Below are 13275 nucleotides of genomic sequence, written 5' to 3' on the forward strand. Positions count from 1 at the left end.
TACATTATTTATCTATGAATTTATAGCTTTTAAAATGAAAAATAAAATTGGTAAATATTGCATTATATTTTGTAACAATATTAAAAATAAGAGAACAGTATTATGTAAAGTATGACGTTAAAAAGATGACAATATTATAGCTTGTTAAGATAGATTTTTTAAGTGGAATTAGGATATAATAATATAATATTAATAAGGAGTGATACATGTGTCAAATGAATACGAAGAGTATCTTATGAATGACAATCTACATATAAACTGGTATCCAGGTCATATGAAAAAAACTAAGGAGTTAGTAAAAAATAACTTAAAATTGATTGATGTAGTAATTGAACTTTTGGATGCTAGAATCCCGTTTAGTAGTAAAAATCCAGACATAGACAGGCTTGTAGGAGATAAGCCAAGAGTTGTCGTACTTAATAAGAGTGATATGGCAGATAGGGATAAATTGAATCAATGGATTGAATACTATAAGAAAATTAATATCAAAGCTATACCAGTAGATACAATAAAAGGCGTTGGTATAAATAAGATAATCGAAGAATGTAAAAATGTAACTAGAGAAAAAATGAGTTCTTTAAAAGACAAAGGGAGAAAAGAAAGAGCTATACGAATAATGATAGTTGGAGTTCCAAACGTTGGTAAATCGTCTCTTATAAACAAATTAACAGGTAGAAAAAGCACTCAAACTGGAGATAAGCCAGGAGTAACGAAAGGGAAACAATGGGTTAGATTAAAGGGAAATCTTGAACTTTTAGATACACCTGGAATACTTTGGCCTAAGTTTGAAGACCAAGAAGTTGCATTAAATTTAGCATTTAGTAGAGCTATAAAGGATGAGATTTTAGATACTGAAACTTTGGCTTTAAGACTTATAGAGAAACTTATGAAAATAGAACCTGAGAAGTTGAAAGCCAGATATAAGTTAGATTGTCTAGGAGAAACTCCAATTGAAACTATGGATATGATTGGCCATAAAAGAGGGTTTATAACAGGTAAAAAAGAACTAGATTATACACGCATAGCCACAACTGTATTAAATGAATTTAGAGATGGAAAAATAGGAAATATAACATTGGAAGTTCCAGAAAACGTTAAAAGATAGATTTTAAAACAAAATCAAAAATTTAATGTTAAAAATTTAAAAAAGCCTTTTAGCAAAGGCTTTTTTATTTTTTTGAAATATAGACAAATATCTCCATATAAAAGTATAAATTAGGTTAGAAAACCTTTAAAAATATTAATTTAAGACAAATATACCTAATATTTTGAAAATTAAAATGAGTGTGATTATTTAAAATTTTAGCATATTGACTTGCTTGTTTCGTATAATATATAATAAGCACAAATAAATACAATATATTAAAAATTTAATTTATTTAATTTTATTAATTTAATAATAAGTTCTTATTGTTTAATTCAACTTACTTATGCAAGCGTAAACAATCGAGACATTTTATTAATTTAATAAGGTTAAAAAGGGGGATTTTATAATGGGTAAGACCAAGGATGTTATAGTATTTGGATTTGCGTTATTTGCAATGTTCTTTGGAGCAGGTAACTTAATATTTCCACCTTACTTGGGAATAATTACAGGTCCAGAATGGTTAATTGCCTTCTTAGGATTTACGTTTGCTGATGCTGGATTGGCACTTCTAGCAGTAATGGCTACAGCTAAATTCGATGGAAACGTAGTTGAAATGTTTAAAAGATGTGGTATGAAGTTAGGAATTCTTATAGGTTGTGCAGATATTTTATGTATAGGACCATTCTTAGCTATACCAAGAACAGGTGCAACAACTTATGAAATGGGTATAATGCCTTTGTTTGGAACTTCAATTCCAGTGTTATTATTCTGTATACTTTTTTTTGCGATTTCATATGTACTAACAATAAGACCTTCTAAGGTCGTAGATATAGTTGGACAGTTTTTAACTCCAGCTCTTCTAATAGCTTTAGCATTTATAATTATAAAAGGTATTATATCACCTCTTGGAGATATAGTAGATAAACCTATGATACCTAATGTATTTGCAGAAGGTATAGGTCAAGGATATCAGACAATGGATGCTTTTGCAGCAATAGCACTTGCATCAGTGCTAATAGTATCTTTAAATGATAAAGGATATTCTACTATTAGTGACAAGTTGAAAATGATTGGTAAGGCGGGTGTTCTTGCTTGTGGAGGATTAGCTCTAGTTTATGGAGGATTATGTTTCCTTGGGGCAACTGTATCAACAATGTATGGAACAGATGCAGTACAATCACAAGTAATAGTAAATATAACTGAAGGATTGCTTGGAAATGTTGGGAAAGCGATTTTAGCAGTAGTAGTATCATTAGCATGTTTAACTACATCTATAGGTCTTACATCTGCCACAGGTCAATATTTCTCTAGACTTACAAAAGGTAAATTGAGTTATGAAAAAATAGTATTAGCTGTATCTGTATTCAGTGCAGTAGTAGCATCTTTTGGTGTTGGAACTATAATAAAGATAGCATCTCCTATACTAAGTATAGTTTATCCACCATCAATTGTTTTAATAATTTTAGCTTTCTTCAATGAAAAAATTAAGAATGATAATGTATACAAAGGAGCAGTATATATGTCATTGCTTGTAAGTATACTAACAGTTATATCTAGTTATGGAGTAGCTGTTCCAGTAGTAAATTCTTTACCTCTTAATTCATTAGGATTTAACTGGGTGGTGCCAGTTATAATAGCTGGAATAATTGGTAATTTTATACCATCAAAGAGTCAATCTAATACACTTGGAACAAACTAAGTTTTGTTTAATTAAAATATAATCAATTGTAAATAAATGAGTTAACTAAAAGTAAAAGGAGTTATTTGTACAAATAACTCCTTTTATTTTTAGATTCTATATTTAATTATTTGTATTTAATATGGAAAAAGTATAAGAAAATATCAAAAAAATATATGGTTTATTTTTTAACAATAATAGAGATTAAAAAAGAATTTTAGAGTAATTTTATAAATTTAAGTATACATATTAAATGATTTTTACAAAAATATAATATAAATAAAATTGTGACAATAATAAAATAATAAAACAAAATTTAAGACATATGATTATATAAATGTATTAAATAAATGAGTAAATTGTTTTCATTGAGAGATATATTAAGAATTTTTAGTTAATTATGACATATAAGTATGTAAACGTGAATACTAGCAACTGCAAAGTTTAAGTAAGTTGGAAGTTAGAGAGTAATTGTTATGAAGAAAAATAAGTTGATAAATCATAATAAGGAATTTTCAGAAAAAATGGTTTTAAGAGTAAAAAACAAGAGGCAAATCTATGCAAGTAGAATAAAAATTGAATAAAGTTAACTGTCAATTTAGCAAAATAAATACAAAATACTACAAGAATTAACGTAAATAGGTGTTATGATAAAAGGAAAACGATTTTTTAAGAATCATAATTTTGAAAATTAAAAAAATTAAAAATGCTATTGACTGCTTTTTTTTCAGATTATATAATAAACACAAAATATTTAAAATTTAAATTGAATTAAAAAGATTATATGAATGTAAAAAAGGAGAGTGATATATACAGTATATAAAGCAATACAACTTAATAATAAATCGAATAATCTAAAAAGTCTTAATATTTTAATTATTCGGAATAGTTAATTTTATCAAGAAAAATTAGAGAAAAAACAAAAAACCAACTATGTTTAAAGTATACAGGTTGATTTTGTTTAATTAAGAAAGTTGTATTAAATATTGTGAAGATTTTATAAATTATGAAACATAATTGACAAATTTAAGTCAAAAATGTATAATTAAATAAAATCTCGTCAAAAGGTTTTCATTTAATTAAGAGATTGGACTTATTTTTTAGTAAAAGGTAGTAAAATTCAAATGGGGGTGCTTTAAATGGGTGAGAAACAAATCAATTTTAAAGATGTAATTGTAATTGGATTTGCACTATTTGCAATGTTTTTTGGTGCAGGGAACTTAATCTTCCCTCCATATCTAGGAGTTTTATCTGGAAGTAGTTGGCTAGTAGCTTTCATAGGATTCCTTTTTGCAGATGGTGGTTTGGCATTATTAGCAGTTATAGCAGCAACTAAGTTCAATGGAGACACATCGAAGATGTTCTCAAGAGCAGGCAAAGGATTAAGTATTGCATTAGGATGTGCAATGGTAATCTGTATAGGGCCACTTTTAGCAATACCTAGAACAGCAGCAACAACTTATGAAATGGGTATATTACCTACAATAGGTTCTGGAATAAGCCCAGTAATATTCTCTATAGTATTCTTTGCTCTAGTATTGGTTTTAACAATAAGACCATCAAAAGTTGTAGATATAGTTGGGTCAATATTAACTCCAGCTTTACTTATAGCTTTGGCAGTATTAATAGTTAAAGGTATCGTATCTCCATTAGGAGAAATAAGAGACAGTTCTTTAATACAAAATGTATTTGCAGAAGGTATAACTCAAGGTTATCAAACAATGGATGCATTGGCAGCTAGTGTATTTGCATCAATTATAATCATGTCAGTAATAGCTAAAGGTTATACAGGTGAGAAAGAAAAGATGAAAGCCACAATAAGTGCAGGTGTAATTGCAGTAATAGGAATGGCATTAGTTTATGGTGGATTATGTTATCTTGGAGCAACTGTGTCTCAACAATATGGACAAGATGTTCAACAAACAGCTTTAATAGTTGCAATAACAGCAGCTTTACTTGGAACTACAGGTAAAATTTTATTGGCTATTATAGTTGCATTAGCATGTTTAACAACAGCTATAGGTCTTTCTTCAGCAGCTGGTCAATATTTCTCAACACTTACAGATGGAAAATTAAAGTATGAGCATATAGTTATAGTAGTTTGTGTATTTAGTGCAATCATATCAAACTTTGGAGTAAGTACAATAATACAATTCTCTTCTCCTATACTAAGTATGGTATATCCAGCAACTATAACTCTAGTTATACTAGCATTATTTAGTAATAAAATTAAAAATAACAACGTGTTCAAATGTGCTGCATACATGGCATTATTAGTAAGTGTATTAACAGTTGCAACAAGTTTTGGTGTAAAAATTCCTCTAGTTAATAGCTTACCATTTGCTTCATTAGGATTTAACTGGATAGTTCCAGTTGTAATAGCAGGAATAATAGGAAACTTTATTCCATCTAAAAGCAGTAAAACTGCATAATAATAAAAACTAATTGATAATTATGGAATTGCCTTTAAATTATATAGGCAATTCCTTTTTATATTTAAAAGAATTATTAAATTATTGTAGATAAAAGAACATTATTAATCCTATTTGATAAATTTAAAAATTTATTTTTGGAGTAGTATGATTTATAAAGATAATAAAATAAAAAAGATTCATTTATAATTATAAATAAAATTAAATTATATATTATAAGTGTTTAGTATTAATATAAAAACACTAATACATATTTTTGTAAAGAAAAAATAAAGAATTTATTTTCTAAATACTTATTAATTAATCAAAGTTAAAATGAAAAAAATATAAAAAAATAAAGTATATAAGAGTATAATTTGACTTTTATATACTTTTTTATATTATTTTTGAGTTTTTTAGGAAGATATTTTACAAGTTAAGAAAACTATAAGGAGTGTTATATTGAATATAAAATAGTATAATATATATTATGTTAGATAATTAATATGAAAATATACAAATATATAAAAAGTTTGTTTAGAGTTATAGTTAATGTGTGTATTAATTTAATACTAATTTATTGGAGGTTTAAAAATGAAGTACATAATAAAAAGAGATGGTACAAAAGAACTTTTTAGTAAAAGTAAGATTGAAGATGCTGTCTATAAAGCTAGTATAAATAGTGAAGGTGGCGTAGATAGAGAGTTGGCATATGATATATCAAGAAAAATAGCTAATGACTATAATTCTATGGAAAAATGCTTATCCGTAGAAGAAATACAAGATATAGTTGAAGTACTACTTATGGAATCAAATAGAAAAGATATAGCAAAACACTACATATTATATAGAGAAAGACGCTCTGAAATAAGGACTAAAGCTTGGGAGTTTGATGAATTACAAAAATCAATATGGAAGAACAAGTATAGACATAATGGTGAGAGTTTTGATGAATGGATAAAGAGAATTTCAAATAATAGTTCAAGAATATCAAAACTAATAAGACAAAAAAGATTTCTATTTGCTGGAAGAATTTTAGCAAATAGAGGATTACAGAAAGAGGGAAAAAAAGTAACATATTCTAATTGTTATGTAATAGAACCACCAAAAGATAGCATAGAAGATATATTTGATACTGCAAAAAAACTTGCTAGAACTTTTAGTTATGGTGGAGGAGTTGGAATTGATATTTCAAAGCTAAGACCAAAAGGAGCGAAAGTTAACAATGCTGCAAAACATACGACTGGAGCAGTCTCTTTTATGGAACTTTACAGTATGACAACTGGCTTAATTGGTCAAAGAGGGAGAAGAGGAGCTCTTATGATTTCTATGGATGTAAATCATCCAGAGATAGAAGACTTTATAGATATAAAAACAGATTTGGAGAAGGTTACTAAAGCAAATATTTCTGTAAGAGTAACAGATGAATTTATGCAAGCTGTAAGAGAAAAAAAGTTATATAATTGTACTTTTGAAGTTGAAACTACTGGAGAAAAAATAGTTAAGATAGTAAATGCTTATGATTTATTTAATAAATTTGTGAAAAATAACTGGGATTATGCAGAACCAGGTATATTGTTTTGGGATAAAATAAAAACATATAATTTTATGAGTGAAGATAAGAACTTTTGCTTTTCAGGAGTAAATCCTTGTGCAGAAGAACCACTTCCAAGTGGAGGAAGTTGTCTACTTGGCTCAATAAACTTGTCAGAGTTTATAATACAACCATTTGGTGAACATGCTACTTTTGATATTAATAAATTAAAATCTTGCGTTAGAGAAGCTGTAGTAGCTTTAAATGATGTCTTAGATGAGGGATTGAACTTGCATCCATTACAAGAACAAAGAGATAGTGTACATAAGTATAGACAGATAGGTTTAGGTGTAATGGGTATAGCTGATATGCTTATAAAAATGGGAATAAGATATGGTTCTGATGAATCTTTAGAACTATGTGATTTAATTGGTAAGACTATGTTAAATGAAGCTGTGAAGCAATCAGCATTAATTGCTAAAGAATATGGAACATTTAGTGAGTATAAATATGAAAATATTTCTAAATCTAAGTTTTTTATAGAAAATCTAAATGAAGACACTAAGGAAATGGTTAAAAAGTATGGGCTTAGAAATTCACAACTTTTAACCATACCTCCTACAGGTTCCATATCTACAATGATAGGTATCAGTGGTGGAATAGAACCTATATTTAATCTTTCATATATAAGAAAAACTGAAAGCTTGCATGATGAGGATGTGTATTATAAAGTATATACTCCAATTGTTAAAGAGTATATGGACAAGAAAGGTATTACAGATGAAGAATGTTTACCAGATTTTTTTGTTACTGCTATGAATATAGGATATGAAGAAAGAATAAACATGCAAAAAGTATGGCAAAAGTATATTGATGCTTCTATATCATCTACAATAAATATACCTTTTGAAACTACAGTTGAAGATGTTTTCAATATATATATTAAGGCATGGGAGGCTGGTCTTAAAGGAGTAACAATATTTAGAGATGGATGTAAAAGGAGTGGAATTTTAATAAATGAAAAAAAGGAAGAAAATAATAAAGAAGATAAAAAAGAAAATAGTAAAAAAGAATATTATAAAAATAATAAAAAAGAAAAAGATAATAAAGATGAAAAAGCCAAAGAAATAATAAATAAAAATTTTGAAGAAGATGAAAAATTTGTGTGCCCTGAGTGTGGAAGTGAAGGAATTGCACATACAGGTGGATGTAGTATATGTTTAAAATGTGGCTATAGTGGATGCAATTAAACTCTAATTAAAAAATTTTAATATATTTAAAAATTAAATTTTTAAAAACGAAAGATGAGGGAATGGTATGCAGGATAAAAGTGTGAGGGAGATTAAAGAAATAATAGAGACTTTAGAAGTAGAAAAATATATGGAATATATAGAGCTGTTAAGAGTTGATGAAAGAAAATCTGTACAAGGTCTAGCTATAAAACTGGCAAAAAAGCTGGATAATATTAGAAAAGAAGAAGAAAGATTGGAAACTATAAATATATTTGAGAACGAAGGCTATGATAAAGGTTATTTATATATTGGAGGAATTGATGAGGCGGGAAGAGGGCCACTTGCTGGACCTGTTGTAGCTTCTGTTGTAGTATTTAAAAAAGATACCAAAATAGAAGGTGTAAATGACTCTAAGAAACTGAGTGAGGCAAAAAGAGATGAACTTTTTGAAGTAATAAAAGAAGAAGCACTAGATTATGGAATAGGTATAGTAAACAATGAAGAAATAGATGAATTTAATATATTAAATGCTACATATATGGCAATGAAAAAGGCTATAAATTGTTTAAAAAAAGCACCAGATTATTTATTAGTTGATGCAGCAACAATACCAGGTATTGACATATCTCAAAATCCAATTGTGAAAGGAGATTCAAAATCTATATCAATAGCAGCAGCAAGTATACTTGCTAAAGTTACTAGGGATAGTATAATGTACCAATATGATAGAGTATACCCAGAATATGGGTTTAAATCTCACAAAGGATATGGAACTAAAGAACACTATGAAGCTATTGAAAAATATGGCATAACTCCTATCCACAGAAAAAGTTTTTTGAAAAATATACTGTAAATATAATATGATATAATGTATATAATATAAATTACTATAGTTAATGGGGGATTAAAGATGGAATATAATGAATTATTAAAAAGTGCTAGAGAAAATTTAAATGGAAGTTGTAAAGTTTGTAAGGTTTGTAATGGGGTTGCTTGTGCAGGTGAAGTGCCTGGCATGGGAGGTAAAGGAAGTGGTTCTTCTTTTATAGAAAATAGCAAGAGTTTAGAAAAAGTAAAAGTAAATATGAGAGTAATACATGATGTATCAAATCCTGATACATCTATAGAGATGTTTGGAAAGAAAATGAGTGCACCTATATTTGCAGCTCCAGTAACAGGAACTACTTTAAATATGGGTGGAAAAATTAATGAAAGAGATTACATAGAACCAGTAGTTGCAGGATGTGCTAATAGTGGTATTTATGCAATGGTTGGTGATACGGCAGTAGATGCTTTTTTAATGGAAAATTTAGATGTAGTCAAAAAGTATAATGGAGCTGGAATTGTATTTATTAAACCTTGGGATAATGAAAATATTATAAAAAAGATAAGATTAGCTGAAGAAGCTGGTGCATTTGCAGTTGGAGTTGATATAGATGCCTGTGGTCTAGTAACTTTATCATTACATGGAAAACCAGTACTTCCTAAAAATGTTAAACAAATAAAGGAGTTAGTAAAGTCTACTAAACTACCATTTATATTGAAAGGTATAATGACTGTTGAAGATGCTTTAATGGCAGTAGAAGCAGGTGTGGATGCAATAGTTGTATCAAATCATGGAGGAAGAGTGCTTGACTGTACACCAGGAGCATGTGAAGTTTTACCAAAAATTGCTGATGCTGTTAAAGGTAAAGTTACAATACTTGCAGATGGTGGAGTGAGAACTGGTTTAGACGTACTAAAAATGATAGGTTTAGGTGCAGATGCAGTATTAATAGGAAGACCTTTTGTGACTGCTTCTTTTGGTGGTGCAACTGATGGTGTAGAAACTTATGTAAATAAACTTCAATCAGAGCTAAGTAGTTCTATGATATTAACTGGATGTCAAACTATAAAAGATATTGATGGAAAAGTTATATACAAATAAAATTTTATACAAAAAAGAGGAAAAATCATTTTAATGTAGAATAATTGTACAAAGGGGGAATTTATATGAGTAGAAAAGCTTATGAAGAAGCCTTAGTAGAATTAGAAAAATTTATTGATGAAAGAAAAGAAATAATTAAAAGTGCGGAGGACTGTATTGATAAGTACATAGTTGACAGAACGCTACCTTTTGATTACAAAGATAAATGTGTGGAATGGCAACAAGAGTTACTTGATATTGCAGAGGCACAAGTTTTAGAAGCAAATGAATTAAGTGTATTATTACAAGAGAAAAAAGAACTTGAAGAAGATTAAATTTTATTAGCTAAGAGTAAATCAGTAATATGATTTACTCTTAGTTTTTTTTATTTGAATAAAATACATCTATCTAATTGAGATAACTTTATTAATATTAGATTAGGCAGTTTAAAATAAGCTAAAGTAGCATGGATGATTAGTATAAAAAATAAAACCAGTTTAAAAAACTGGTTTAATTTGTATTCTTTGAATTTAATATATGTTTTTTCATTTCCTCTAATACCATTGTATAGGATTTACATTGAGCAGCAGCTAATTCTGATAAAGCAAATTTTTGAGCTTTATTTAAAAACTCCTTATCTGTGCTACACAATTGTTTTGAACTGTCTTGTATCATAAGCATTTTGATTAATTTTACAATTTCAAAAACATCTCCTGAATGAAATTTATCTTGGTACAGTTTAAGTCTTTCTTTTCTATCAAAAATCCATACACCATCTGTTTTATTAATAGATTGGATAAAATTATCAACATCATTTCCATCCATAACTGGACGTATGCCAATTCTATCTGCATTTAGAACTGGAATCGAAATTTTAAGGTTACTATTAAAAATGACACTTAATTCATAGTATTTTTGCATCTCATGATTTATTTTCTTTGTTACAATATCATTTACAGAGCAGGCTCCCTCTTTTGGATACATTACACTTTCACCAATTTTATACATATGCTAGTTATACCTCCAAATTGAATTTTAGATATTGCAACTTAGGTACAATGCTTTAATTATCTAATGATTAATATTATAACATAAATAACTTGACAAGTCAAAAATATTAATATATAATATAAAGTTTAGACTTGGTGATGTGTGAAACTAAAGAGAAAAATATAAGATAAAATAATTTAATATGTTGAAATATTCTTTTACAATTATATAAAAATAGATACTAATTATATTTAATAATTATTAGTTTTTAGCAAAATCTCTTAGTTTAAGACTTCCTGCAGTTACAAATATAATTCCAATTAATATTAGAGCTATTATATTTATTAAAATACTACCATTGTTTTTAATAGCATCTATAGTCCAATAAAATGGTGTGAACTTTGAAAGATTAGTCATAAAGGATAATTTATCCATTGATGGTATTAGACTAGAGATAGATATAGCTAGACCTATTAAAGAATAAAATGTAGATATAAGACTTATAGAACTTTCATTTTTAAATACTCTAGCTACCCAAAATACAAATCCAGTGGAAACAAAACTATTTGCTAGTACAATCATCAATACATTCAGACTCAAATTAAAGTCTTCTATAATTGAAAAACATAATAGAGCAAAAGTGTATACAATTGATTGAATAAAAAATAGTCCTAAAAATATACTGAAAATTATTTTTATATCTTTATTATCTGTAGAGATAAGTCTTTTTAGCACATTTGATTTTTTTAATGTAAATAAATCAGAAGCAAGATGTGCCGCATTAATATACATAAAATAGCATATCAAGAAGACTACTAAAAATGAACCTTTATTCTTATCTGGTTTGTTATCAATTATATTTGTCTTTGTCAATTTATCATCTATATTTTTATCCACTTTCAATTTTAACGATTTAGTAATAAAAGATTCTATTTGTGATTCTGCCCAAAGACTACCACCACCATTTTCAATTTTAAAGCATTTAACTACAGGTCGTTGTAATTTATCTATACTATTTGAAAAATTTTTATCTAAAACGAATACAGCAGAAACCTTATTATTTTTTAATAGATTCATAGCCTTATCTTGTTCATTTAATCTAAATGAATTTTCTTTTAATTTAGAACTATTTATTAACTTATGTTCATACTTTCCTGAAGAGTCAAATACAATTGCTACTGGAGAAAAGTACATTGATTGATTTCCTGAGTTGTTGATAAAAAAATTAAGTGAAAAAATTAGTATAATAGGAAGCATAACCATATTAATTAAAAGAGTATGATTTTTTAGATATCTTTTTATATTTGCAATAGTTAATCTAATCATTATTAAACCTCCCTCCATTTATATTTTTCCTTTACAATAGCAAGTGCAATTAATATTGTAGAGATAATTAAACATGTGAAAATTAAATCTCCTATTGAATCTATAGTTTTAAATGTTTCATAATTACTAAACAATTCTCCTATTAAATAGGTAGGAGATAAACTTGTAAGCTTAGTAAATGTATCACTTATCATACTGAAGATACCTCCAAAAATTGTCTGTAAAAAGAGTAATGCATAAACTATTGCTGTACCGTATTTTTTACTAAAAAAGCTGGTTACAAAGGTAGATATTGAAGTCATAAAATAAGATGATAAAGCACAAAGTAGGAGCAATATGGCAAAATTACCTTTAAATGTTATTCCAAGTATTCTAAAGAATAAAACATATAATAATAAGAATATAAATGAATAAATCCATAAACCTACAAAGTCATAAATTAAGAATTGTACTCTAGTTATAGGCATAGAATAAAGTCTTTTTGAAAGTCCCTTTGATTCACTTATATAATTTGACAAAATATTGTTCATTATAAAAATTATTACAAGAAATCCTAGTGAAACTAAAGCAAAGTATTCATAAGAGTTCTGTTTAACATTGTTATTTATTATAGAAGTATCAATAGAATTTTTATTAAATAATTTAGAAAAATCTTCTGAACTTATTTTCTGAGAATTATTTAAATAAAATTTTTCATGGTAAGTATCTAATATATCTTGAAGCAATATTGCAATATCATCACGAGTTCCAAGTTTTTCTATGTTTAGAGTATTTGATTTTTCATTTAATAAACTACTCTCATAGCCTTTAGGTATAGTAAGCTTTAATTCTGCCTTAGAATCATCTTTTTTAACTGTTAATATATAAGATAAATCATTTTTCAAATACTTTGTCAAATCATTTGATAATCTTGTGTTATCTTTGTCATATATAACAATGGGGGTAGATTCTGTTTTTATAGGGTTTTGAAACATGCTTTCTGTAACCATCCCAAGAAACCAAGATAAAATCAGAGGCAAAGCTAAAAAATATATTAAATTAAGTATAAAGGAGCTTTTTAAACTCTTTAGCATAGTTTTTACACTCATGTATAATTTCATAAAATCACCTC

Annotated in this window: 10 protein-coding genes; 7 read left to right on the forward strand and 3 right to left on the reverse strand. The window is 27.2% G+C overall.

The features are described 5' to 3' along the window. Positions 1–208: 208 nt before the first annotated feature. From ylqF to CDIF1296T_RS06700, 7 genes are all read left to right on the forward strand, one after another. On the forward strand, positions 209–1105 hold the full coding sequence (gene ylqF, locus CDIF1296T_RS06670; protein ID WP_003438227.1) for a ribosome biogenesis GTPase YlqF: 897 nt from the start codon (positions 209–211) through the stop codon (positions 1103–1105). 388 nt (positions 1106–1493) lie between these two features. Next, positions 1494–2786, forward strand: coding sequence for a branched-chain amino acid transport system II carrier protein (gene brnQ / locus CDIF1296T_RS06675; protein WP_003438230.1), 1293 nt, complete (start codon positions 1494–1496; stop codon positions 2784–2786). 1118 nt (positions 2787–3904) lie between these two features. Next, positions 3905–5197 (forward strand): branched-chain amino acid transport system II carrier protein, encoded by a 1293-nt coding sequence (brnQ, locus tag CDIF1296T_RS06680; RefSeq protein WP_009896171.1) that lies wholly within the window; start codon positions 3905–3907, stop codon positions 5195–5197. A 573-nt stretch (positions 5198–5770) separates the two neighbouring features. Next, entirely contained in the window at positions 5771–7960 is a 2190-nt protein-coding gene (locus tag CDIF1296T_RS06685) for an adenosylcobalamin-dependent ribonucleoside-diphosphate reductase (RefSeq protein WP_003438236.1), read from the forward strand. A gap of 67 nt (positions 7961–8027) precedes the next feature. After that, positions 8028–8795 (forward strand): ribonuclease HII, encoded by a 768-nt coding sequence (locus CDIF1296T_RS06690; RefSeq protein ID WP_003438239.1) that lies wholly within the window; start codon positions 8028–8030, stop codon positions 8793–8795. Between the two features lie 57 nt (positions 8796–8852). Continuing rightward, positions 8853–9869: an alpha-hydroxy-acid oxidizing protein gene (locus CDIF1296T_RS06695; RefSeq protein ID WP_003438242.1), complete on the forward strand. Its 1017-nt coding sequence runs from the start codon at positions 8853–8855 to the stop codon at positions 9867–9869. 65 nt (positions 9870–9934) lie between these two features. Beyond that, complete coding sequence (locus CDIF1296T_RS06700; RefSeq protein ID WP_003419369.1) at positions 9935–10183, forward strand: hypothetical protein; 249 nt, start codon at positions 9935–9937, stop codon at positions 10181–10183. Positions 10184–10358: 175 nt separating this feature from the next. Here the strand turns inward: CDIF1296T_RS06700 and CDIF1296T_RS06705 are convergent, their stop codons facing one another. From CDIF1296T_RS06705 to CDIF1296T_RS06715, 3 genes are all read right to left on the reverse strand, one after another. Continuing rightward, positions 10359–10856, reverse strand: a complete 498-nt coding sequence (locus CDIF1296T_RS06705) for a CarD family transcriptional regulator (RefSeq protein ID WP_009896172.1) — start codon at positions 10854–10856, stop codon at positions 10359–10361. A 243-nt stretch (positions 10857–11099) separates the two neighbouring features. Continuing rightward, positions 11100–12164, reverse strand: a complete 1065-nt coding sequence (locus CDIF1296T_RS06710; RefSeq protein ID WP_018112789.1) for an ABC transporter permease — start codon at positions 12162–12164, stop codon at positions 11100–11102. Between the two features lie 2 nt (positions 12165–12166). Continuing rightward, positions 12167–13264 carry an ABC transporter permease gene (locus CDIF1296T_RS06715; protein WP_009896177.1) on the reverse strand — a complete coding sequence of 366 codons (1098 nt, stop codon included), beginning with the start codon at positions 13262–13264 and terminating at the stop codon, positions 12167–12169. Positions 13265–13275: the final 11 nt, after the last annotated feature.

The organism is Clostridioides difficile ATCC 9689 = DSM 1296 (genome assembly GCF_001077535.1).
Taxonomy (GTDB): Bacteria; Bacillota; Clostridia; order Peptostreptococcales; family Peptostreptococcaceae; genus Clostridioides; species Clostridioides difficile.

Bases quoted from the DNA above. Each gene is read 5' to 3' on its own strand.
- brnQ (WP_003438230.1), top strand. From the start codon at position 1,494: ATGGGTAAGACCAAGGATGTTATAGTATTTGGATTTGCGTTATTTGCA.
- brnQ (WP_009896171.1), top strand. From the start codon at position 3,905: ATGGGTGAGAAACAAATCAATTTTAAAGATGTAATTGTAATTGGATTT.
- CDIF1296T_RS06685 (WP_003438236.1), top strand. From the start codon at position 5,771: ATGAAGTACATAATAAAAAGAGATGGTACAAAAGAACTTTTTAGTAAA.
- CDIF1296T_RS06690 (WP_003438239.1), top strand. From the start codon at position 8,028: ATGCAGGATAAAAGTGTGAGGGAGATTAAAGAAATAATAGAGACTTTA.
- CDIF1296T_RS06695 (WP_003438242.1), top strand. From the start codon at position 8,853: ATGGAATATAATGAATTATTAAAAAGTGCTAGAGAAAATTTAAATGGA.
- CDIF1296T_RS06700 (WP_003419369.1), top strand. From the start codon at position 9,935: ATGAGTAGAAAAGCTTATGAAGAAGCCTTAGTAGAATTAGAAAAATTT.
- CDIF1296T_RS06705 (WP_009896172.1), bottom strand. From the start codon at position 10,856: ATGTATAAAATTGGTGAAAGTGTAATGTATCCAAAAGAGGGAGCCTGC.
- CDIF1296T_RS06710 (WP_018112789.1), bottom strand. From the start codon at position 12,164: ATGATTAGATTAACTATTGCAAATATAAAAAGATATCTAAAAAATCAT.
- CDIF1296T_RS06715 (WP_009896177.1), bottom strand. From the start codon at position 13,264: ATGAAATTATACATGAGTGTAAAAACTATGCTAAAGAGTTTAAAAAGC.